Consider the following 21,838-nt stretch of genomic DNA (forward strand, 5'->3'; position numbering starts at 1 on the left):
ATCCGCTGCACATTGGTGTGCCGGTCCTCCCGGCCGAACCCCAGACCCGCGGACAGGAACTCACGGATCTCGTCACCGTCGAGCACCTCCACACGGTGCCCCTCGGCCCGCAGCCTGCCCGCCAGCGCATACGCGATCGTGGTCTTGCCCGCACTCGGCAACCCGGTCAGCCAGATGGTGGCCCCAGTCACGTGCTTCTCCCGGTGATTGAGGGTCGGTTCCTCGTCTGTGGTGGTCGTCATCAGCCGTGCAGCCCGCACTCGGTCTTGCCGCGGCCCGCCCAGCGGCCGGCGCGGGCGTCCTCACCCTCCAGCACCCTGCGGGTGCAGGGGGCGCAGCCCACGGAGGCGTAACCGTCCATCAGCAGCGGGTTGGTGAGCACCCCGTGCTCGGCGACATAGGCGTCCACGTCGTCCTGGGTCCAGCGGGCGATGGGCGAGACCTTGACCTTGCGGCGCTTCTCGTCCCAGCCGACGACCGGGGTGTTCGCCCGCGTCGGGGACTCGTCGCGGCGCAGGCCCGTCGCCCAGGCGTCGTACCCGGCCAGGCCCTCTTCCAGCGGCTTGACCTTGCGCAGCGCACAGCACAGATCGGGGTCGCGGTCGTGCAGCTTCGGCCCGTGATCGGCGTCCTGCTCGGCCACTGTCCGGACCGGGGTGAGGGTGATGACATTGACGTCCATCACGGCGGCCACGGCGTCCCGGGTGCCGATGGTCTCCTCGAAGTGGTAGCCGGTGTCCAGGAAGACCACATCGACCCCGGGCCTGGCGCGCGCGGCGAGATGGGCGACGACCGCGTCCTCCATGGAGGAGGTGACGCAGAAGCGGGGCCCGAAGGTCTCCGCGGCCCAGGCCAGGATCTCCAGGGCGGAGGCGTCTTCGAGGTCCCGGCCCGCCTGCTCGGCGATGGCCTTGAGCTCTTCTTCGGTCTGGACCGCCGTCATATCCCTTCCCCTCCGGCATGATCGTGCTGTACGCCCCGTGCCAGCAGCCCGAGGAACTTCAGCTGGAAGGCACGGTTGCAGGCCGCGCACTCCCAGGCTCCGTGGCCCTGCTCGCTGGGCCGCAGGTCCTCGTCGCCGCAGTAGGGGCAGTAGAAGGGGGCAGCGCGCTCGCTCATGAGAGTGCCTCCTCGCTGGCCCGCGCCGCCCACGTGGCGAAGCGCTCGCCGTCCTCGCGCTCCTCCTGGAAGCGGTTCAGGACACGCTCGACGTAGTCGGGCAGCTCGGCCGAGGTGACCTTGAGCCCGCGGACCTTGCGGCCGAATCCGGCCTCCAGGCCCAGGGCACCGCCCAGGTGCACCTGGAAGCCCTCGACCTGGTTGCCGTCGTCGTCCAGCACCAGCTGGCCCTTGAGACCGATGTCCGCCACCTGGATACGCGCGCAGGCGTTCGGGCAGCCGTTGATGTTGATGGTGATCGGCACGTCGAAGTCGGGGATGCGGCGCTCGAGTTCGTCGATCAGCGAGGCACCGCGCGCCTTGGTGTCGACGATCGCCAGCTTGCAGAACTCGATACCGGTGCAGGCCATCGTGCCGCGCCGGAACGGGGAGGGATTGACCCGCAGGTCCAGCGCCTCCAGGCCGGCCACCAGCGATTCGACCTGCGGCTCCGTAACGTCGAGGACCAGCATCTTCTGCTCGGCGGTGGTGCGCAGCCGGCCCGAGCCGTGCCGCTCGGCCAGCTCGGCGATCTTGGTGAGTGTGGTGCCGTCGACCCGGCCGACGCGCGGTGCGAACCCGACGTAGTAGCGGCCGTCCTGCTGGCGGTGCACACCCACGTGGTCACGCCACTGCTGTACGGGCTGCTCGGGGGCAGGTCCGTCGACCAGCTGCCGCTTGAGGTACTCGTCCTCCAGCACCTGGCGGAACCTCTCCGCGCCCCAGTCGGCGACCAGGAACTTCAGCCGGGCGCGGGTGCGCAGTCGGCGGTAACCGTAGTCACGGAAGATCGAGATGACGCCCTCGTAGACATCCGGGACCTCGTCCAGCGGCACCCAGGCGCCCAGTCGCACACCGATCTTGGGGTTGGTGGACAGACCGCCGCCGACCCAGAGGTCGAAACCGGGGCCGTGCTCGGGGTGGTTCACCCCGACGAAGGCGATGTCGTTGATCTCGTGGGCCACGTCGAGCAGCGGGGAGCCGGAGATCGCGGACTTGAACTTGCGGGGCAGGTTCGAGAAGTCCTTGTTGCCGATGATGCGGCGCTGGATCTCGTCGATGGCGGGGGTGCCGTCGATGATCTCGTCCTCGGCGATGCCCGCGACGGGCGAGCCGAGGATGACCCGCGGAGTGTCGCCGCAGGCCTCGGTGGTGGACAGGCCGACGGCCTCCAGCCGGTTCCAGATCTCGGGCACGTCCTCGATCCGGATCCAGTGGTACTGGACGTTCTGCCGGTCGGTGATGTCGGCGGTGCCGCGGGCGAACTCCTCGGAGATCTCACCGATGACCCGCAGCTGCTCGGTGGTCAGCCGCCCGCCGTCGATACGGACGCGCAGCATGAAGTACTCGTCGTCCAGCTCCTCCGGCTCCAGGATCGCGGTCTTGCCGCCATCGATCCCGGGCTTGCGCTGGGTGTAGAGACCCCACCAGCGCATCCGGCCGCGCAGGTCGTTGGGGTCGATGGAGTCGAATCCGGCCTTCGAGTAGATCGTCTCAATGCGTGTCCGCACATTGAGACCGTCGTCGTCCTTCTTGAACTGCTCGTTGCCGTTCAGCGGTGTGAAGTGGCCAACGGCCCACTGTCCCTCGCCGCGGTGGCGACCGGCCTTGCGGCGGGGCGTGGCGGTGGCGGGCTTCTCGGGGGTGGCGGCCATGACAATACGTCCTTCGGTACTGCGGGAGGGCGGCTCTGACCTGCGCGCGGGCAACACCGATCAGAGGGTGTGGCGCAGCGCTGCGCGGGATGGGGATATCTCGGGATCGCGGTGGGGCTGTGGTGTCAGCGCACCGGACACATGGCGCTGGACATGCGGCCGAGGTCGACGTGCCGCCGACTCACCAAGGCAATTCCAGCTCGAGACATGACGGAAGCGTGTCACGCCAGTTTGGACCCAGTCCACCGTCATCCAGAATATGGACAACACTGTCCCGCATCGCGAGACGGTGTGCCCCGGGTCACCCTACGGACCCTCGGCCCACCCCCGAGGTGGGCCGCCCTTGCCGGGCCCTGCCTCTCAACCACTCAGGGTGGCACCGGGCCACGGCCCCGGCATCTCAGCCTCGGGTTCCTCCGCGGTCCTGGTCTCGAACAGCGAGAAGCCCCGGCGCAGGTAGTTGTCCATCGCGTGCGGGCCGTCCTCGGAGCAGGTGTGCAGCCAGACCCGCTTCGTCGGCTCGAGCTCCGGCCAACGTTCCGCCAGGTCCCACGCGCGCGCGGTGCCGTGCGACAGCAGGTGACCACCGATCCGCCGTCCCCGGAAGGCCGGGATCAGCCCGAAGTAGACGATCTCGACAACGCCCTCGCCCTGGGCCTCCAGCTCGACGTACCCGGCGGGTGTCCCCTTCTCGTACGCCACCCAGGTCTCGACGCCCGGCCTGCGGAGCATCGCGTCCCACTGCGCGTAGGACAGACCGAGCCGGTCCGTCCAGCGGATGTCCCCGCCGACCGCGGTGTAGAGGAACCGGCTGAACTCGGGGGACGGCACCTCCGCCCGGACGATCCGCACATCGCCCCCGGGCTCGGCGGCCGGCCGCAGATCGTCGGGCGAGGTCTGCTCCAGGGACCAGGTGGTCACAGTGATGCTCATGACCGCCAGGGAACCATGTCCCCGGCCGCCCTCCAAACAGACGGCCTAAGGGCCCGGGGACTGCCGCTCCCCGGCGATCGCGGGCGCCGACGAGTGCGGAAGCAGGTCGGCCGGATGCTCCGGTCGCACCACTTCCACCTCCACACCCTCGCTGAACCGGTACGGGCGGTGCGCCAGCACCCCCGACAGGGTCCGGCGCACCCGTGACATCTCGGCGCGCACCGTCACCGTGCGTGTCGGGTCGCCGAACACATCGGCGGCGAGCTCCGCAGCCGTTCGGCCCTGCCGGTGGGTGGCCAGCACGTACAGCAGCTCGGCGTGGCGCGGGCTGAGCTCCTGGGACCAGTTCCCCGCAGGGCCGCTGACCTCGACCGACCAGCGGCGGGGGCGGCTGAGGTCGAGCACGACCCGGCTCACCGTCTGCTCGTCCTCCCCGGACCCGGCCGCGTCGGGCCGTACCAGCCAGCCGCCCGGCAGCGGTTCCACGGTGCACACGCCGAGCGACGGCAGCCACACCCGCCCGGCCTGGAAGGCCTTGGGCAGCGGCAGCCGGTCCAGGGGCGCCATACCGGTCACCGCCGCCGTCCAGCCGTGCGGGTCGACGGCCAGGGCCTGGCCGGAGAGCCGGCACAGCATCGGCGCGGCCACCGAGCGCAGCCGCTCGATGGTCCGCAGATGCCGCTCCCTGAGCTCCGCCTCGGCCAGCCGGGTCACCGAGTCCACCAGAGCGAGCGTCGCGGGATGGAAGGTGGAGGCGGGACCGCTCACATCGACGATGCCCAGCAGCTGCCCGTCACGGGGGTCGTGCACCGGCGCCGCCGCACACGTCCAGTTGTGCAGGGTCTGTACGAAGTGCTCGGCCGAGTGGACCCGCACGGCGCGCCGTGCGGCGAGCGCGGTGCCGATGGCGTTGGTACCCGTGGCGTCCTCGCTCCATGCGGCGCCCTCCTCCAGACAGATGGTGTCGGCCCTGCGGATCACGCCCGCGTTGCCCGCCCGCCAGAGCACCCGGCCCTGCGCGTCGGTCACCACCATGATCTGTACGGACGCGTCGGCGATCGCGACCAGACCGCCGCGCAGGGTCTGCATCACCTCGCCGATGACCGTCGCCCGCCGCCGGTGCTCCAGCTCGTCCGGGGCGAGCAGCACACTGCTGGTGTCCCGGTCAGGGTCGAGACCGATCCGGAACATCCGCCGCCAGGACGCGTCGATCACCGGACGGGGCGGGATCGGCGGCCGCCGGCCCTCCAGGATCGCGGCGCGCACCTGATGGAGCAGCCGGGTCGCGTGCACTGAGTCCATGGCGGCGAGCCGTGTGATGTCGAGAGCCGAATTCCGCATTCCCCACCCCCTTCGGGGTCCATCCCTGCGGGGTCCATCGTGCCGCTCGCGGCCCTCCCCGGAGGGGCGCTTCGCACATCTTGCGCAACTGTCTGCAACCGTCTGCAACTCTGGTGCACAGCAGCCCCGTGCATGAAGGTGACGTGAGCAGAGGGTGGTGCCGTGTCGGCGCAGCACCACCCTCGGCCTCCGGACGCACGCACGCCCGGGTGGTTCGGAGCGTGGTTCAGACCTGGACCCGTGCGCGTTCCACCACCGACGCCAGGTCCAGACCGTGCGGCAGCGTGCCGAACGCGGCACCCCAGTCCCCGCCCAGCCGTGAGGCGCAGAACGCGTCCGCCACCTCCGGCGGAGCCCAGCGCACCAGCAGCGCGCCCTGGAGGACCAGCGCCATCCGCTCCACCAGCCGCCGCGCCCGTACCTCCGCCGTCTCCAGATCGGCCAGCTCCATCAGCATCCCTCTGATCGCCGCGTCCAGCCGGTAGTCCGCCCCCCGCGCCTGCCCGACCTCCCGCAGATACGCGTCCAGCGCCCCCGGCTCCCTCCGCAGTGCCCGCAGCACATCCAGCGCCTGGACATTGCCCGAGCCCTCCCAGACCGAGTTGACCGGGGACTCGCGCAGCAGCCGGGGCATACCGGACTCCTCCACATAGCCGTTGCCGCCCAGGCACTCCAGGGCCTCCGCCGTGAGCGGAGTGCAGCGCTTGGTCACCCAGTACTTGGCGGCGGGCACCGCGATCCTCAGCAGCGCGCGCTCGGCCTCGCTCCCGGCGGCGGAGGTCTCGACGGCGTCGGCGGCTGCCGCGAGCCGCATCCCCAGGACTGTCGCGGCCTCCGACTCGAGGGCCAGATCGGCCAGCACATTGCGCATCAGCGGCTTGTCGATCAGCTTCCCGCCGAAGGCGCTGCGATACGCGCAGTGGTGCACGGCCTGCGCCACCGCCTGCCGCATCAGCGCCGCCGAGCCGATGACGCAGTCCAACCGGGTCGCCGCGACCATGTCGATGATGGTGCGCACCCCGCGGCCCTCGTCGCCGACCCGCCGTGCCCAGGTGCCGTCGAACTCGACCTCGGCCGACGCGTTCGACCGGTTGCCCAGCTTGTCCTTGAGCCGCTGGATACGGAACACGTTGCGCGAGCCGTCCTCCAGTACCCGGGGCACCAGGAAGCATGTCAGCCCCCCGGCTCCCTCGTACTCCCCGGCCTGCGCGAGGACCAGGAATCCGTCACTCATCGGCGCCGAACAGAACCACTTGTGCCCGGTCAGCTCGTACGCGCCGTCCGCTGCCAGTGCCCGGGCCCTCGTGGTGTTCGCCCGGACATCGCTGCCGCCCTGCTTCTCCGTCATGGCCATCCCGAAGAGCACCCCGGGCTTCTCCGCGGCCGGGCGCAGCCCCGCCTCGTACGTCCGTGAGGTGAGCCGGGGCTCCCACCGCGCGGCGAGCTCCGGATCCGCTCGCAGCGCGGGCACCGCCGCGTGCGTCATGGACACCGGGCAGCCGTGCCCGGCCTCGACCTGCGACCACACCAGGAAGCCGGCCGCACGCCGTACATGGCCTCCGGGCCGTCCCCATGCGGCCGTCAGCCCCGAGGACACCGCCTTGCCCAGCAGCCGGTGCCAGGACGGATGGAACTCGACCTCGTCGATCCGGTTGCCGTAGCGGTCGTGCGTGCGCAGCGCCGGAGGGTTCTCATTGGCCAGCGCACCCCATCGCTGCGCCTGGGACGAACCGGCCGTCCTGCCCAGCAGCTCCAGATCCCGCCGTGCCTCGTCGAGCGGCTCGGACGGGAGGTGCGCGAGATGCCGTTCCACCGCCTCGGCAAGCGCGCGGTCCGCGGTGAAGACGTCGTACCCCACCAGGGGCGGAGCCTGGTTGGTCACGGTGTGGGTGCTGGTCGCCATGCCGATACGGTAAGGAGGTGCAGGCAGCAAACGAAACACCCGAGCGGCGCTCCTCAGGCCGTCTCCACCGGGTCCAGGTCCTCTACCGCAATGTCTCGAAGCGGAAGCTGGTCTGGTTGCTGCTCAAGGACACGGTGAACTCCTGCATCGAGTACCGCATCCTCGGTCTCGCCGCGGAGGCCGCTTTCTTCACCCTGCTGTCGCTGCCGCCGCTGATGCTGGGCATGCTCGGACTGCTCGGTTATGTCGACGACTGGACCAACACCACCACGGTGGCCTCGATCCAGGAGAACATCCTGCACGCGTCGGGGACGGTGCTCTCCGACCGCGGGGTGACCCAGGTGGCCAAGCCGCTGCTGGAGGACGTCACCCGGGTGGGCCGCCCCGACGTGATCTCCATCGGCTTCGCGATCGCCCTGTGGTCCGGATCGCGGGCCGTGAACGTGTTCATCGACACCATCACCGTGATGTACGGCCTCGACGGGCAGCGCGGGATCGTCGCCACGCGGCTGCTCGCGTTCCTGCTCTACATCATCGCGCTGCTCATCGGCTCGGTGGTGCTGCCGCTCGCGGTGGTCGGACCGGACAGGGTGGTGGAGTTCGTACCCTTCGGCACGGAAGTGGTCACCGTCCTGTACTGGCCAGTGGTGATCCTGCTCTCCATCGCGTTCCTCACCACCCTCTACCACGTGTCGGTGCCGGTCCGTTCGCCCTGGGTCGAGGACATCCCCGGCGCGCTCGTCGCCCTCACCATGTGGGCGCTCGGCAGCCTCCTGCTGAGGATCTACCTCACCAGCACCGTAGAGGGCCCCACCATCTACGGCTCCCTCGCCGCACCCATCGCCGTACTGCTCTGGATCGGCATCTCGGCGTTCGCCGTGCTGGTGGGAGCCGCGGTGAACGCCGCCATCGACCGCGTGTGGCCGTCGGCCGCCGCGGCCGCGGCCCGCGCGGCGAACGAGCGGGTGCGTGCGGTGCATGCCGCCGAACTGGTGGCCCGGGCCCAGGCGGCGGCAGCGGCGGAGCGCGAAGGCGCGGATGAGAGTGCCGATGACGACGACGGCGAGGACGACGGCCTCGGTGACAACGACGGCGCCATGCCGTCGGAGTTCCCCGAACGCTGGTCGAGGTTCCTGCCGCCGGATGACGTGAAGTCCCGGTTGCACACCGGCTGGGAGCACCGGGACAGGGGAAAGAGCAGTAGCGGCAGCAGCAAGGACAACGGCGAGGAGACGGACAAGGCCGGGGAGAAGGCGGACGACACGCGCGAGGCCGGGGAAGGGGAGTAGGCCATCCCGGCCCTGTCGCAGCCCGGTCGTAGTACGACATGTCCAACACGGCGTCGTCTCCGCGCCCAGGCTGACGTCATGGAACCGTAAGGGGTGCCGGTGTGCCCCGGCCGGGGCGCCCGGCTCAGACTGGACCCATGCAGAACATCCTGGTCGTCGACGACGATCCGACCGTCGCCGAGGTCGTCACCGGCTATCTCGAGCGCGCGGGATTCGCCGTACGGCGGGCGGCCGACGGGCCCGGGGCCCTGTTCGCAGCCGCGGAGCGCTGGCCGGATCTCGTCGTCCTGGACCTGATGCTGCCCGGCATGGACGGGCTGGAAGTGTGCCGCAGGCTCCGCGGCCGGGGCCCGGTGCCCGTGATCATGCTGACCGCACGCGGGGACGAGGACGACCGCATCCTGGGTCTGGAGATCGGCGCCGACGACTATGTGACCAAGCCGTTCAGCCCCCGCGAGCTGGTGCTGCGGGTCGAGTCCGTGCTGCGTCGCGGAGGTGCCGTGGCTGCCCGTGGTGAGGAAGCGCTGCTCACCGGCGCGGGAATCACCCTGGACCACGCCGCCCGCCGCGCCACCAAGGACGGCAGGGAACTGGGCCTGACCCTGCGCGAGTTCGATCTGCTCGCCCATCTGATGCGGCACCCGGGGCAGGCGATCGGCCGGGAGCGGCTCATGCAGGACGTGTGGGGCTGGGAGTTCGGTGATCTGTCGACGGTCACGGTCCATGTCAGGCGGTTGCGCAGCAAGATCGAGGACGATCCGGCCCAGCCCCGGCTGATCCAGACGGTCTGGGGCGTCGGCTACCGCTTCGACGTACCCCTGGAGGAACGGGCATGAGTGACCTGCTGCTCATCGCGCTCTTCGCGTTCCTCGGCGCCGCCGTCGCCGGACTGGTCGGCGCGTGCGTGCTGCGGTTGCTCAGGCACCGCTCGGTCGCCGTGTCGCTGACCGTCGTCGCCGCGGTGACCGTGGTCGCGATGCTCGCCGGGACCCTCGCGGTCGCGCGGGCCATGTTCCTGTCGTCGCATGACCTGACCGTGGTCACGACGGTGGTCGCGATGGCCGCCGTGGTGTCGCTCGCCACCGCGCTGCTGCTGGGCCGCTGGGTGGTGGCCCGCAGCCGGGAACTGGCCCTCGCGGCCCGCTCGTTCGGCGACGCCGGCAGCTTCGCCGCGCCCGGTGGCGGTGCGACCGCCGAGCTTGAGGAGCTGAGCCGCGAACTCGCCGCGACCAGCCGGAAACTGGCCGCGTCCCGGGAGCGGGAGCAGGCTCTGGAGACCTCGAGGCGTGAGCTGGTCGCGTGGATCTCGCACGATCTGCGCACCCCGCTCGCCGGGCTGCGTGCGATGTCGGAGGCGCTCGAGGACGGCGTCGTCAAGGACCCCGAGCGGTACTTCCGGCAGATCCGTACCGAGGTCGACCGGCTCAACGGCATGGTGGGGGATCTCTTCGAACTCTCGCGGATCCACGCCGGGGCGCTGGGGCTCACGCCGACCCGGATGTCGGTGTACGACCTTGTCGGCGAGGCTCTCGCCGGTGCCGACCCGCTGGCCCGTGAACAGGGGGTGCGGCTGGTCGGGGACCGGGTCGAGGCCGTACCGGTGGAGGTGGACGGCAAGGAGATGACCCGGGTACTGGCCAATCTGCTGGTCAACGCCATCCGCAGGACACCGGCCGACGGGACGGTCGCGGTGGCCGCGGAGCGCCGCGAGGGCAGCGTGGTCCTCTCGGTGACCGACGGCTGCGGCGGTATCCCCGAGGAGGACCTGCCCAGGGTGTTCGACACCGGGTGGCGCGGCAGCGAGGCGAGAACACCTCCGGCGGGCGCGGGCCTGGGGCTCGCGATCGTCCGTGGCATCGTCGAGGCGCACGAGGGCCGTGCCGACGTACGGAACGTGCTCGGCGGCTGCTGCTTCGAGGTGACCCTGCCCGCCGCGCGGTAGGCACGGGGTCCCCGGGCGGTGGGCGGGCGTTGTCAGTGGCATGGGGCAGGGTGGACGGTGTGCTGACGCAACCATCCGAGAGGAGAGGCCGACCGATGCGTGCCACCATCGTGATGACGTCCCGTGAAAGAGCTGCGGCCCAGGCGTATCTGCGCCTGCTCAGTGCCGTGCGCGCCGCACTCACCGACCCGCCCCAGCCACCCGCGCCGCCCGGCCCTTCCGGCGTCGCGCCCCTGCCTCTCGCACTCACGGCCCCCATGGCCGAGGCCGACCGGGCCCTCGCGGCGGCGGGCTTCGCGGGGAACGAGGCCGCGCTCTTCGACCTGGTGACGGGGCTTCACGGGCCCGGAGTCAGGCGTCGTGCCGCAGGGGCGTGAGCTGCTCGATGTCGTAGCGGGAGCGCAGCGCGGCGATCGCCTCGTGGTCGGGCGGACCGCCCGAGTCGAGGAGCTCCAGGAGTTCCTCGAAATAGCGCTCGTGGTCGGGTGGCGGGGAGGCCTGGAAGAACATCTTCGCCGGCCGGCCCGAGCGGTTGGCGAAGGCGTGCGGGCAGCCCGGTGGCACCACGATGACCGTGCCGGTCCCCGCGCGCACCGTGCGGCGGCCGGACGGCGACTCCCAGTGCCGCCAGTCGTCCCGCGTCTGGAGACGGGGTTCGAAGGCGAGGACGTCCAGCTCGCCTTCGAGCACGTAGAAGAGCTCCTCGCTGCGGGTGTGCACATGGGCCCCGACGTCGAAGCCCGGCGGCACCACGACCTCGAAGCTCGATGCCACCCGCGAGTGCTCTCCGGTGACCTTGAACGTCACCTGCTGGGCGGCCGTGTTGAGCGTGCGGCCATGGCCCGTGGGCACCAGCAGACCCTCCGGGGACTCCGCGTAGTCGGCGTCGATGGACGCCCTGATGTGCGCGGTCACCAGGTCACCGGCAGTCTCTCGGGCCCGCGGATGGCGGCACCCGGCCGCCAGCCCAGCTCCTCGGCCGGGACCGCCAGCCGCAGCGGCGGAAACCGGTCGAGCAGCGTGGAGACGAGCAGTTCCGCCTCCAGCCGGGCCAGCAGTCCGCCCAGGCAGTAGTGCGGGCCGTATCCGTAGGCCACATGCGGGTTCGGGCTGCGGTCGAGCACGATCTCCTCCGGGTCCGAGAAGACGTGCGGATCGCGGTTGGCGGCCAGATACGACACGTACACCGCCTCACCGGCCTTGATCTCGTGACCCGCGACGGTCAGATCCTCCTTGGCGATCCGGGAGAGCCCGACGGCCTTGCGGTGCGGGACGTAGCGCAGGAGCTCGTCGATGGCCGTGGGCCGCAGCTCCGGTTCGGCGCGCAGCCGGGCCTGGTGCTCCGTCCGGGTGAGCAGGATGTAGAGCATGTTCCCGGTGTTGTGGGTGACGGCCTCGCCACCTATCTGAATCAGCAGGGCGAGACCGACCGCCTCCTTCTCGGTGATCCCGCCGTCCGAGACGGCCGAGGCGAGCAGGGCGGTCACATCGTCGCCGCCCGTGGCCCGCCGCCGCCGGAGCAGCTCGGTGTAGTACGCGCACATGCGGGTCTTCGCCTCCTCGCTGCGCTCGGCACCCTCGGCCGACGACAGGATGAGGCTGGTCCACTCGTGCATGCGCGGGCGGTCGGGGCCCGGCACTCCCATCAGCTCGCACACCACGGCCAGCGGGAACGGTGCGAGGATCCGCTCCGTCAGATCGGCGGGCGGGCCGTCGGCCAGGACCCCGTCGACGAGTTCGTCGAGCATCGCCTGGGCGCTGTCCCGCAGCCGCTCCACGCCACGGGTGGTGAACGCCCCCGCCACGGCGCGGCGCAGCCGTGTGTGGTCCGGTGGGTCCTCGAATCCCACCGCCCCGGCCACGGGGATGAAGTGCGGAAGGAGCCGGGTGACATCGTGCTCGGCGATCGCCCTTCGGCTGAAGCGCGGATCGTTCGTCACCATCCGCACATCCTCGTGACGCGTCGCCAGCCACGCCCAGCCCGTCCCGTTGGGGAGCCTGACCCGGGTCAGGGGCCCTTCCCGCATCAGCTCGGTCAGCACCGGGTCGAAGTCCACGCCGGACAGGTCGTCGGCGGGCCAGAAGCGGACCGGCGGACGGGTGTCATCCGTGGCGGTCGTCGTCTCTTCGCGCATCGTTCGGTTTCCTCCGCGGGGGCGAGGGAGCATCGCCGGCCGTGGCCGGGGGCGTGGGGGAGTGCGAGGACCAGCGGCCGGTGGCCGTGGAGCAGAGGCCGGTGACCGGTCAGTACCCGTACGGGGCCTGGGTCTGGAGCCCTGGCGACGGCGGGGTGACCCCGTCCGGGATGCTCCAGCGGCCCAGCGTCATCTCCGCGGTGATACCGGGGCCGAAGCCGGCGAGGATGCCGCGTGCCGCGTCGGGGGTGCCGCCCTCCTCGAACATCCGCCGTAGGGCGTCCAGGACGACGGCGCTCGCGATGTTGCCGTACTCGGTGAGCGTCGCCCGGCTGAAACGGAATGCCTCCGGCTCCACGCCGAGGAACATGCTCAGGTCGTCCAGGATCCGGGGCCCGCCCGCGTGGATGATGTAGAAGTCCAGCGCGGTGACGTCCCAGCCGTGCTGGCCGGCCAGCTCCTTGAGGGCCGGGGCGAGCGGTTCCATCGTGCCGGGCACCCGCTTGTCCAACTTGAAGTGGAAGCCGGTGGCGCGGACGTCGTAGGCGATCCAGTCCTCGGTGTGCGGGACCAGATACGCGCCGTTTCGCTCCAGGGTCACTCCGAGTCCGCCCTGGCCGCGTACCACCGCGGCTGCGAGGCCGTCTCCGAAGAGGCCGTTGGACAGGAGGTTGCCGACGCTCACATCGGTGGGCTGGTAGCACAGTGAGCAGAACTCACAGGCGACGATGAGGGCGTTGGCCTCGGGGTAGGCGGTGCAGAAGTCGTGGGCCCGGTTGATCGCGGCACCGCCGGCGGCACAACCGAGCTGTGCTATGGGAACTTGTCGCACATCTGTGCGGAAGTCCATCGTGTTGATCAGCCACGCGGTGAGCGACGGCATCATGAAGCCGGTGCACGACACGAAGATGATCACGTCTATGTCCGACGCGTGCAGCTCGGCGTCGGTCAGTGCCTGCCGTATGACGGCCGGCACTCGCGCCTTGGCCTCGGACTCGTAGTAGGCGTTGCGTTCCTCGAAGCCGGGATGCCGCAACGTTTCCTCGATCGGCCGCAGCAGATGACGTTTCTCCACCCCCGTGTTCTGGATCAGGCGTAGCGCCAGCGGGAGTTCCGGGTGGTCCGCGTGAACGGACCGTGCCAGGTCAAGGGTCTGCTCCATGGTGATCACGTGCTCGGGCACGGACACCGCGGGTTTACACAGAGTGGCCATGATGTGCTGCCCTTCTCTCACCTTTCCTCCAAAAGGATCAGCGACGAGATGCCGTCGCGCGCGCCGGGGAATCCCCTCCCAGTTGCGCTGAACGGGTGATCCAGGGGCGTGTCCGCGCCGATGTGCGTGCAATCGGGAAGGGATGGGGTCCTGGCGGGGGCGCTGTCGGCTCACTGCATGTGGACCGCTTCGCGCGCGCGTTCACAAACTGGGAGATGAACTCCATGACGCCACAACCCCAGACGGTGGCCGGGGCCATGACCGGCTCCGGGGGCTGTCCCATTACTGCCGCGGGGGCGCGGCAGGAGGAGACGGTCCATGAATGGACCCTGGAGGACTTCCGGGCCCTGGAATTCGACCCGTTTCTCACCGGGCTGCTCCGGGACGAGCCGGTCGCCCGTATCCGGCTGCCGTTCGGGGCGGGCGCCGCCTGGCTCACCACCCGGTACGAGGACGTGAAGCAGGCGTCATCCGACCCCCGGCTGAGCCGGACCGCCCTGGTGGATCACGTGGTCACCAGCGGTTCGCCGCACACGATCGCGGCCAAGCACGCGGCACTCAACTACGCCGATCCGCCCAGGCTGACCACCATGCGCAGGGTCGTCGCACGCGCCTTCACCGGCAGGAGCATGCAGCGGCTGCGGCCCGTGGCCCAGCGGACCGCCGACCGTCTGCTCGACGAGATGGAACAGCACGGGCCCCCCGCGGACCTGATGGCGCATCTGCACGGCCCCTTCCCGCTCTCGGTCGTCTGCGACCTGCTCGGGGTACCGGAGGAGGAGCGGGCCCGGATGACCTCCTGGGCGGACGTCATCATGACCCCGAGACCGGCCCCCGCCCGCAGCAAGGAGGCCCAGCGCACGGTGCGTGATGTGGTCGTCGGCCTCATCGAGCGACGCGGTGCCGAGCCGGCCGGCGATCTGGCCGGTGTCCTCGCCGCCGCGGTGGACGGCGGTGAGATCACCGTCGACGAGGCGGTCTCGCTGGCCACGGCCATCCTGGTGAGCGGCGCCCACGCGGTACGCAACAACAGCGCGAACATGGTGTACGCGCTGCTCACCCATCCGGAGCAGCTCGCCAGGCTGCGGGCCGCCCCGGGGCTGCTCCCGCAGGCCGTCGACGAGCTGCTGCGCTGGATCCCGCACCGCAACGGCGTCGGCATCCCGCGCATCGCGACCGAGGACCTGGAGATCGGGGGCGTACTGATCCGGCGCGGCGAGGCGGTCTACTCGTCGTACCTCGCCGCGAACCGCGACCCGGCGGTCTTCGGCGCCCCGGACGCGCTTGACATCGACCGGGGACCCAGCGCCCATCTGTCGTTCGGGTACGGGCCGCACCACTGCGTCGGGGCGATGCTGGCCCGGATGGAGTCCGAGATCGTCATCGGCACGCTGCTGGAGCGTTACCCGCGGCTCGCCCTCGCGGTGCCGCCAGAGCAGATGACCTGGCAGAAGGGCGGGCTGATCCGGGGCCCCGAGACCCTGCCGGTGAGCTGGTGAGGCGGCCATGAACAGCGAGATGAACGGTGAGGCGACCGAGGGGCTGCCCGATGACGTGACCTCCGCCTGGGGTGACGATGCGGTGTCCGGGGAAGGAGGTGTGGACGTCCGGATCGTGCACGGATCCCCCGACGAGACCGAGCTCGCGGCCCTGATGGCGGTGCTCACCCTGGTGGCGGGCCATCGCGGCGGCGCCGGCACCGGCGCACGCCGCCACCTTCCCTGCCGGGCGCACTGGGACCGTGCCTGGGGTGGCGGTCTGCACCCCTGCGGCTCCTGGAGGGTGCGGGACCGGACGGTGACGGCCTTCGACCCCGGCAGTCGCTGACCGGAGCGGCGCGGTGGGTCAGACCAGCAGCCGGAGCGAGGTGTCCGACACCCCGAGCCGTACCGTCTGACCCCAGGTCAGCTCGATGGCATCGGACTCCATCCCGTCGCCGAAGGCGACCAGCCGGTCGGACTCCACGGTGAGCGCCAGCCTTTCCGAGGTGGCCAGAGTGCCCTCCACCAGGGACGTGCCCGTGGCCGGCGAGGGCCAGGCCTCCCGTACGAACCAGACCAGCCTGCGCTCGGACGGTCCGGGCAGTGGGCTGCTGCCGCCCCGCTCCAGCCACAGTGAGCGCAGCCAGCCGGTGGCGCCCGTGCCGGTGCCGACCAGCACCCCGGAGGAGGCCTGGACCTCCGCCCCGTCCCGGAGCCCGAGGCGGTAGCGGGAGGTCTGGTGCCCGGGGCGGCCGAGATAGATCTCGTTGAGCGCGACGATGCGCTGGGTGTCGTCGGCGACGGCCTCCACCATCGTCAGCTCGTCCGCGGTGCCGCCGCCCGGGGACGCGGCGGCCCGCAGCAGGCGCCCGGCGTCGACGGGCCGGTGCCGTACGAGGACACCCGGATTGCGTCCGGGGTCGGTGTCGATGCCCACGACGGGCTGGCCCGCGAGGTACTTCGCGGTGTTGGCGACCAGGCCGTCCTGGCCGACCACGACCACCACGTCCTGCGGCGCGAACAGAAAACGGTCCAGGTCAGCCCGCTCCACCCGGGTCTGACGCCAGCGCAGCGGCACGGCGGCCGCGACATCGCGCAGAGCGCGGCCGGTGCGCTGGTGCCGTTCGAGGACGTCAGCGACGCTCCGCCCGCGCGAGGACAGGAAGAACTCCGCCTGGCCGTGGGTGCCGTGCCGGGCGAGCAGTTCCTCGTACTCGGTGGTGCGGTGCACCAGCACCGCGCGCGGGGCGAGACTCACCGCTCCACCGTGCCCTGACCGCCCTGACCGCCCTGACCGCCCTGACCGCCCTGACCGCCCTGACCGCCCTGACCGCTGCCGCCGAGCCTGGCGAGCAGACCGGTCAGGACATCGGGCGAGAGGGTGATGCTGTCCACGCGGGGCAGGTTCTCGGCGAGACGGGTGACGGCAAGCGCCCGCAGGGTCTCGGGCACGGTCTCGGAGTGCACCCGCAGCCATGCCGCCTGCGCCGCCGCCCGCGCCTCGCCCGTCTCGCGGGCCGCCGTGGCCTCGGCCTGCGCCAGCCGCACCCGGCGGGCCGCTTCCGCCGCGGCGCGTACGGCGTCGGCGGCAGCGTTCTCCTCCGCCTCGCGCCGGGCGTTGGCGCCCTTCTGTTCCACCAGCTGCTCTTCCCTGCGGGCCAGCTCGATCTTGCTCGCGAGTTCGTTCTCCGCGATGGCCCGTTCACGTTCGACGGCGACAGCCCGTCGTTCGTAGGTGGCGCGGTCGGCCTCCTGCTGGATCTGCTCACGCGCCGGGGTGCGCAGGGCCCGCTCCACCTCGGGTTCGGGGCGCAGCGCGATCACCCTCACGGCGACGACCTCAAGGCCGGTCGCGGTCAGCCGCGGCTCCGTGCCGAGCCCTTGTGAGATCCGCTCGCGTACGGCCGTGACGCCGTCGGCGAGGGCTGCCGAGAGCGGGGTGCGGGCGAGTACGTCCAGTGCGTGCTGCTGCGCGGTCTCAGTGAGCAGGGTGGCGATCTGCTCCAGCGGGGCGCCCCGCCAGGTGCCGGTGTCCGGGTCGATGGAGAAGTCCAGCCGGGTGGCGGCGGTGGCCGGGTCGCTGATCCGGTAGGTGACCGTGGACTGCACCGCGACGTCCTGGAAGTCCGAAGTCCTGGCGTGGAACGTCATGGCCAACTCGCGGTCGTCCACCAGGATCTCGGAGAGCGCGGCGGTCAGCGCGCGGTACCAGAAGCTGAGCCCGGGCCCGTCGTGGGCCAGCTTGCCGCTGCTGTGATGGCGCACGTGTGCGGTGGGCGCGCAGCGCAGATGGCGCCAGCCGAGGCGCCGGGTGATGTCGGCCATGAGCGGGACCCCTCGCGGTCGTTCGTTTATCGTCGGGATGACGATATGGGGATTCCCGGTTATCGTCAAGGAGACGAGATGGGGGAGTCCGCCGAGCTTGCACACAGGCGTCGACCGCATCAGGCTGGCGGGATGGAGGAGATCACCGTGCGCAGGGTCTACGACGCTCCGGAACCGGGCGACGGCATCCGCGTCCTGGTCGACCGGCTCTGGCCAAGAGGTGTGTCCAAGGAGCGGGCCGCCGTCGACGAATGGCTCAAGGAGGTCGCCCCCTCCAACGAGTTGCGCACCTGGTACCACAAGGACGCGTCCCGCTATCCGGAGTTCGACTCCCGCTATCGGCAGGAGCTCGGCCAGGGCGCGGCGGCCCGCGCCCTGGACCGACTGCTGGAGGTGGCCGGCGGCGGACCGGTCACGCTGGTCACCTCGGTGAAGGACATCGAGGGCAGCCATGTGCCCACACTGGTCGACCTGCTGGAACGCGATGCGCGCAAGCGGGACCAGTAGGAGCCCCGGCCTTCACTCCGACGGCTGCTGCTCCCCGGACGTGAGGTGGAACAGTCCGCCCTCGGGGTCCCGCAGCGTCGCCGTCCGCCCGAGCGGCGTGTCCTCGGGCTCGGAGACCACCGTGCCGCCCGCGGCCCGCGTCCGCTCGACCACGGCGTCCACATCGGAACGGCAGAAGTGCACATGCCACTGCGGACGGACGGTCGGGTCCTGCGCCTGTGTCACCCCGCCGCCGTAGATCCCGGCCACCGTCTGGCCGTCGGCGCGCAGCATCACCCGGTCGTGCTCGTAGCGCACATCGATGCGGTCGGGCGCCCACGAGTCCCACGCGAACACCTCGCCGTAGAACAGGGCGGCGGCGAAGGGGTCCCTCGTGCGCAGCTCCAGCCAGGCCACGGCGTTCGTCCGGCGCCCCGCGTGCCAGCCCGTGTCGACATGCCCCTCCCAGACGCAGAACAGGGCATCGCCCGGGTCGGCCGCCCAGATGCTGCGCCCCCTGCCGAAGGCGATCGGCCCCACCGCCACCGTGCCGCCCCGCTCCCTGATGCGCGAGGCCACCGTGTCCGCGCTGTCCGCGGCGAAGTGGGCCGTCCAGACCGCCGGCAGCTTCACTCCCATGGTCCGTGTCGACTCCACCAGGCCGGCCACCGGCAGTCCGTTCGCCAGCGCGACGGCGTACTCCCCCTGCCCCTGCACGCCGGGCTTGAACTCCCACCCGAGCACCGAGCCGTAGAACGCCTGCGCGGCCGCGATGTCCTGGGTCCGCAGGCTCACCCAGCAGGGCGTGCCCTGAAGCCCACGCGGTGTGGTCGCCAAGGCCGCTCACCTCACTCCGGGCACCCCGGCACGGGTATCCACTCCCTCACACCTTTCAACACATTCGGAGCTCTCGCCACCGCAGCCGGTCCCTGTGCCGCGCGGCTGTGCGGAAAGCGCGCCCGGGCGATCTTGACGGGCTGACAATCGCGTGTCCGCCGAAGCCCGCACCCCGGCAGAGCCCGTGTCCAGGGGCTCTGCCGGGGGAGGGAGGTCAGCCGAAGCAGTTGGGTACGACGGTGGGTGCGCGGTTGGTCGGTGCGTTGTCGGTGATGCGGATCCGGCCGTTGGTGGTGACGGTGCCGGAGTTGTGGACGCCGCCCGCTGGCATGTTGGCGATGTTGCGGGTCACGTCGACATCGGTGAGTGCCAGGTTGCTGCCACCGGCATTGACAAGGCCGCCGCCGAACCCGGTGAGTGCCTGGTTCTCGTCGAACCGGCTGTGGCGGACAACCATGTTGCCGAGGATCACCACGGCGCCGCCGCCGAGATTGGCCGAGTTCCCATCGACCTTGCTGTCTTCGACCACCATCTGGCCCTGGTTCTGAATGCCACCGGCCTGGTTGGCGGTGTTCTCGCTGACGGAGCTGCGCCGGAGATATACGGGACCGTCGGTGACGGCCAGGCCACCGCCGATGCCGATGCCGATGCCGATGCCGATGCCGGTGGCGGGGTTGTGCCGGATGGTGCTCTTGCCGATGTCCAGCACGGCGCCGCTGGAAAGGACGCCGCCGCCGGTCGTTCCGGTGTTGTGCTCGATCAGGCTCTTGCTGATCGTCACGGATCCTCCGCTGGAGTTGAGTCCGCCTCCTGAGCCCGACGTGTTCCGGTTCAGCTTGGACGCGGTGACGGTCAGCTTGCCGTTCGCGCTGAAGACGCCGCCACCGCCGCCTCCGACGTAGTTCCTGGCGAGGTCACTGGCGCGCAGGTCGGCGATCCCCTGGTTGCTGATGCCTCCGCCGTTCGCGCGATGTTGTCGGTGAGGGTGACATGGGTGGTGGTGAGTCGGCCGGCAGGGTCGACGCTGATGGCGCCCCGGAACGGCGTTCTAAATCGGTGGCATTCACGTAGGCGTCGCTCTAGGCTGAGCACCAGTTCAGGTGGTGGCTGCTGAGTCACCGCCGTTGGCTGACCGAGGAACGGGAGGTGTGACCGATGGCTGTCTCCGTGGTGGGCGCTGCCCACAACCAGAAGAGCATCCACTCCACCTCCGTGGCCTCCGGCTGACCTCTCCCACAGCGCAGACCTGCGCCGAGCCGGGGCCGCCCTTCGAAGGGTTCCCCTTGAATCTCTCCTCTCTTTCGGCTCCTTCGGCTTCGTCCCACCCCCTCGCCCCGTTCGGCTGGGACGACGCCTGGGCCGCGGAGTTCGCTCCGCATCTCGCACAGGGCCTGGTGCCCGGCCGGGTCGTACGGGTCGACCGCGGGCAGTGCGATGTCGTCACCACGGACGGAGTCGTCCGGGCCGACACCGCCTTCGTGACCCCGCACGACCCGCTGCGGGTGATCTGCACCGGCGACTGGGCCGCGGTGGACGCTGCCGGGACGCCGCGATACGTGCGTGCCTATCTGCCGCGGCGTACGTCGCTCGTGCGCTCCACGTCCTCCCAGCGCTCCGAGGGCCAGATCCTCGCCGCCAACGTCGACCACGCGATCATCGCCGTGTCGCTCGCCGTCGAGCTCGACCTCGGGCGGATCGAGCGCTTTCTCTCCCTGGCCTGGGAGAGCGGCGCCCAGCCGATCGTCGTCCTGACCAAGGCGGACCTGGTCCCGGACGAGACTACCCGGTCGTACCTCGTGGCCGACGTGGAGACCGCCGCGCCGGGCGTGACGGTACTGGCCGTCAGCGGGCTGACCGGCGAGGGTATGGACGTGCTCTCGGCCCTCGTCTCCAGCGGTACGAGCGTGCTGCTCGGTGTCTCGGGCGCGGGCAAGTCCACCCTGGCGAACATGCTCATCGGCGAGGACGTCATGACGGTGCAGGCGGCCCGCGAGGTGGACGGCAAGGGCCGTCACACCACGACCACCCGCAACCTCCTCGTCCTGCCCGGCGGCGGTGTGCTCATCGACACGCCCGGGCTGCGGGGTGTCGGTCTCTGGGACGCGGGTACGGGCGTCGGCCAGACGTTCTCCGAGATCGAGGACCTGGCCGAAGACTGCCGCTTCCAGGACTGCGCCCATGAGTCGGAGCCGGGTTGTGCCGTACGGGCCGCGATCGAGGACGGGCAGCTCCCGCAGCGCCGTCTGGAGAGCTACCGCAAGCTCTTGCGGGAGAACCAGCGCATCATCGCCAAGACCGACGCCCGGCTGCGGGCCGAGATCCGGCGCGACTGGAAGATGAAGGGCGCGGAAGGCCGCGCGGCCATGCAGGCCAAGCGGGGCTACCTGCGCTGAGCCGTATGCCCGGGGTCGGGGTCGGGGCGCTCCCGGCCCCGACCCCGACCCGACCACCGGGCTCAGCCCGCGAGCACCACCCACACCCAGGAGGCGACGATCAGCAGACAGGCGAGCAGTTCCACCAGCACGCTCGCCCCCGCCGCGCGCATCACCGTACGCGTCGAGGTCAGCGCCTCGCCGTGGCCGCCGAGCCGCAGCCGCTCGGAGCCGTAGACCCCGCCGACGAAGCCCGCCACCGCGCCGACGACCGGGACCACGACGAAACCGACCAGGGCCCCCGTGCCCGCGAACACCGCCATCCGAGGGGTGACGCCCACATCCCGCATCCGGCGCGGGCCCAGTTGCCAGACCGCCGTCTGGGTGAGCAGCAGCAGCGCCGTGGAGCCCACCAGCAGCCACCATGCCGATGCCATCCGCTCCTGTGCCGACCACCACAGCACCCCGGACCAGACCAGCCAGCTGCCCGGAATCCCCGGCACCAGCACCCCGTACAGGCCGAGCAGCATCACCATGCCGACCAGGACGAGCTGCCATGCCTCCATCAGCCAAGGGTGCCGGACCGGGACCGCCATCGCAGGTCGTGCGTGGGTCTCAATCCACGTCAGCCGTCTGTCCCGCTCCCGTTCCCGCTCCGGGCCCCGGAACGCGACTTAGAGGTCCTAACAGAAGTTGTTGATCATGTGACTTTCGGTTCGGATGCTCGTTGGTTTCAACATGGGGAAGCGTCAGTCGCGGCCGTGGATC

The 21,838-nt window shown here is 71.0% G+C and carries 24 protein-coding genes; 8 read left to right on the forward strand and 16 right to left on the reverse strand.

What is annotated here, in order from left to right; genetic code table 11:
* The 8 genes from ABZ532_RS29785 to ABZ532_RS29820 all read right to left on the reverse strand — a co-directional run.
* On the reverse strand, positions 1–242 hold a 242-nt coding region (locus ABZ532_RS29785; RefSeq protein WP_361290569.1), incomplete at its 3' end, for an adenylyl-sulfate kinase.
* Positions 242–943: a phosphoadenylyl-sulfate reductase gene (locus ABZ532_RS29790; RefSeq protein WP_361290572.1), complete on the reverse strand. Its 702-nt coding sequence runs from the start codon at positions 941–943 to the stop codon at positions 242–244. The genes ABZ532_RS29785 and ABZ532_RS29790, both read right to left, overlap by 1 nt.
* Positions 940–1,119, reverse strand: coding sequence for a hypothetical protein (locus ABZ532_RS29795; RefSeq protein WP_361290575.1), 180 nt, complete (start codon positions 1,117–1,119; stop codon positions 940–942). The genes ABZ532_RS29790 and ABZ532_RS29795 overlap by 4 nt, the downstream gene beginning before the upstream one ends.
* The gene (locus ABZ532_RS29800) at positions 1,116–2,813 is read right to left on the reverse strand and encodes a nitrite/sulfite reductase (RefSeq protein WP_361290578.1); all 1,698 of its coding nucleotides are present in this window, start codon (positions 2,811–2,813) and stop codon (positions 1,116–1,118) included. The genes ABZ532_RS29795 and ABZ532_RS29800 overlap by 4 nt, the downstream gene beginning before the upstream one ends.
* A 125-nt stretch (positions 2,814–2,938) precedes the next feature.
* The gene (locus ABZ532_RS29805; protein WP_361290638.1) at positions 2,939–3,022 is read right to left on the reverse strand and encodes a putative leader peptide; all 84 of its coding nucleotides are present in this window, start codon (positions 3,020–3,022) and stop codon (positions 2,939–2,941) included.
* A gap of 151 nt (positions 3,023–3,173) precedes the next feature.
* Positions 3,174–3,746 carry a GNAT family N-acetyltransferase gene (locus ABZ532_RS29810; RefSeq protein WP_361290581.1) on the reverse strand — a complete coding sequence of 191 codons (573 nt, stop codon included), beginning with the start codon at positions 3,744–3,746 and terminating at the stop codon, positions 3,174–3,176.
* 45 nt (positions 3,747–3,791) lie between these two features.
* A complete protein-coding gene (locus ABZ532_RS29815; RefSeq protein ID WP_361290584.1) occupies positions 3,792–5,087 on the reverse strand; it encodes a GAF domain-containing protein in 1,296 nt (431 codons plus the stop codon).
* 226 nt (positions 5,088–5,313) lie between these two features.
* Positions 5,314–6,990, reverse strand: coding sequence for an acyl-CoA dehydrogenase family protein (locus tag ABZ532_RS29820; RefSeq protein WP_361290587.1), 1,677 nt, complete (start codon positions 6,988–6,990; stop codon positions 5,314–5,316).
* Between the two features lie 17 nt (positions 6,991–7,007).
* On the opposite strand from ABZ532_RS29820, the gene ABZ532_RS29825 reads away from it, so the two are divergent.
* The 4 genes from ABZ532_RS29825 to ABZ532_RS29840 all read left to right on the forward strand — a co-directional run bounded on the left by ABZ532_RS29825 (position 7,008) and on the right by ABZ532_RS29840 (position 10,598).
* Positions 7,008–8,279 carry a YihY/virulence factor BrkB family protein gene (locus tag ABZ532_RS29825; RefSeq protein WP_361290590.1) on the forward strand — a complete coding sequence of 424 codons (1,272 nt, stop codon included), beginning with the start codon at positions 7,008–7,010 and terminating at the stop codon, positions 8,277–8,279.
* Between the two features lie 137 nt (positions 8,280–8,416).
* Positions 8,417–9,115 (forward strand): response regulator transcription factor, encoded by a 699-nt coding sequence (locus tag ABZ532_RS29830; RefSeq protein WP_361290593.1) that lies wholly within the window; start codon positions 8,417–8,419, stop codon positions 9,113–9,115.
* Complete coding sequence (locus ABZ532_RS29835) at positions 9,112–10,221, forward strand: HAMP domain-containing sensor histidine kinase (RefSeq protein ID WP_361290596.1); 1,110 nt, start codon at positions 9,112–9,114, stop codon at positions 10,219–10,221. The genes ABZ532_RS29830 and ABZ532_RS29835 overlap by 4 nt, the downstream gene beginning before the upstream one ends.
* A gap of 95 nt (positions 10,222–10,316) precedes the next feature.
* Positions 10,317–10,598, forward strand: a complete 282-nt coding sequence (locus ABZ532_RS29840) for a hypothetical protein (RefSeq protein ID WP_361290599.1) — start codon at positions 10,317–10,319, stop codon at positions 10,596–10,598.
* Here the strand turns inward: ABZ532_RS29840 and ABZ532_RS29845 are convergent.
* The 3 genes from ABZ532_RS29845 to ABZ532_RS29855 all read right to left on the reverse strand — a co-directional run bounded on the left by ABZ532_RS29845 (position 10,573) and on the right by ABZ532_RS29855 (position 13,569).
* Positions 10,573–11,136 (reverse strand): cupin domain-containing protein, encoded by a 564-nt coding sequence (locus ABZ532_RS29845; protein ID WP_361290602.1) that lies wholly within the window; start codon positions 11,134–11,136, stop codon positions 10,573–10,575. The genes ABZ532_RS29840 and ABZ532_RS29845 overlap by 26 nt on opposite strands.
* A complete protein-coding gene (locus ABZ532_RS29850; RefSeq protein ID WP_361290605.1) occupies positions 11,133–12,356 on the reverse strand; it encodes a cytochrome P450 in 1,224 nt (407 codons plus the stop codon). Before ABZ532_RS29850 ends, ABZ532_RS29845 begins: the two co-directional genes overlap by 4 nt.
* Positions 12,357–12,465: 109 nt before the next feature.
* Positions 12,466–13,569, reverse strand: coding sequence for a type III polyketide synthase (locus ABZ532_RS29855; RefSeq protein ID WP_361290608.1), 1,104 nt, complete (start codon positions 13,567–13,569; stop codon positions 12,466–12,468).
* 224 nt (positions 13,570–13,793) lie between these two features.
* Here ABZ532_RS29855 and ABZ532_RS29860 point away from each other — a divergent pair, with 224 nt between their 5' ends.
* Together ABZ532_RS29860 and ABZ532_RS29865 are read left to right on the forward strand one after the other, a co-directional pair.
* Positions 13,794–15,068: a cytochrome P450 gene (locus tag ABZ532_RS29860; RefSeq protein WP_361290611.1), complete on the forward strand. Its 1,275-nt coding sequence runs from the start codon at positions 13,794–13,796 to the stop codon at positions 15,066–15,068.
* A 7-nt stretch (positions 15,069–15,075) separates the two neighbouring features.
* The gene (locus ABZ532_RS29865) at positions 15,076–15,396 is read left to right on the forward strand and encodes an acyl-CoA carboxylase subunit epsilon (protein ID WP_361290614.1); all 321 of its coding nucleotides are present in this window, start codon (positions 15,076–15,078) and stop codon (positions 15,394–15,396) included.
* Between the two features lie 18 nt (positions 15,397–15,414).
* On the opposite strand, the gene ABZ532_RS29870 is transcribed toward ABZ532_RS29865, so the two are convergent.
* Both ABZ532_RS29870 and ABZ532_RS29875 read right to left on the reverse strand, forming a co-directional pair.
* Positions 15,415–16,308 (reverse strand): hypothetical protein, encoded by an 894-nt coding sequence (locus ABZ532_RS29870; protein WP_361290617.1) that lies wholly within the window; start codon positions 16,306–16,308, stop codon positions 15,415–15,417.
* On the reverse strand, positions 16,305–17,375 hold the full coding sequence (locus ABZ532_RS29875; protein ID WP_361290620.1) for an SPFH domain-containing protein: 1,071 nt from the start codon (positions 17,373–17,375) through the stop codon (positions 16,305–16,307). The genes ABZ532_RS29870 and ABZ532_RS29875 overlap by 4 nt, the downstream gene beginning before the upstream one ends.
* A gap of 132 nt (positions 17,376–17,507) precedes the next feature.
* On the opposite strand from ABZ532_RS29875, the gene ABZ532_RS29880 reads away from it, so the two are divergent.
* On the forward strand, positions 17,508–17,882 hold the full coding sequence (locus ABZ532_RS29880; RefSeq protein ID WP_361290623.1) for a DUF488 family protein: 375 nt from the start codon (positions 17,508–17,510) through the stop codon (positions 17,880–17,882).
* A gap of 12 nt (positions 17,883–17,894) precedes the next feature.
* Here the strand turns inward: ABZ532_RS29880 and ABZ532_RS29885 are convergent, their stop codons facing one another.
* Positions 17,895–18,698, reverse strand: coding sequence for a VOC family protein (locus ABZ532_RS29885; RefSeq protein WP_361290626.1), 804 nt, complete (start codon positions 18,696–18,698; stop codon positions 17,895–17,897).
* A 214-nt stretch (positions 18,699–18,912) separates the two neighbouring features.
* Complete coding sequence (locus ABZ532_RS29890) at positions 18,913–19,479, reverse strand: hypothetical protein (RefSeq protein ID WP_361290629.1); 567 nt, start codon at positions 19,477–19,479, stop codon at positions 18,913–18,915.
* Between the two features lie 502 nt (positions 19,480–19,981).
* Between ABZ532_RS29890 and rsgA the strand changes: the two genes are divergently transcribed.
* On the forward strand, positions 19,982–21,091 hold the full coding sequence (rsgA, locus tag ABZ532_RS29895) for a ribosome small subunit-dependent GTPase A (RefSeq protein ID WP_361290632.1): 1,110 nt from the start codon (positions 19,982–19,984) through the stop codon (positions 21,089–21,091).
* Positions 21,092–21,153: 62 nt separating this feature from the next.
* Here rsgA and ABZ532_RS29900 read toward each other — a convergent pair whose 3' ends face one another.
* Positions 21,154–21,636 carry a DUF456 domain-containing protein gene (locus ABZ532_RS29900; protein ID WP_361290635.1) on the reverse strand — a complete coding sequence of 161 codons (483 nt, stop codon included), beginning with the start codon at positions 21,634–21,636 and terminating at the stop codon, positions 21,154–21,156.
* Positions 21,637–21,838 lie beyond the last annotated feature (202 nt).

The sequence above is a fragment of the Streptomyces sp. NPDC019396 genome (assembly GCF_040632375.1).
In the GTDB taxonomy this organism is placed as follows: domain Bacteria; phylum Actinomycetota; class Actinomycetes; order Streptomycetales; family Streptomycetaceae; genus Streptomyces.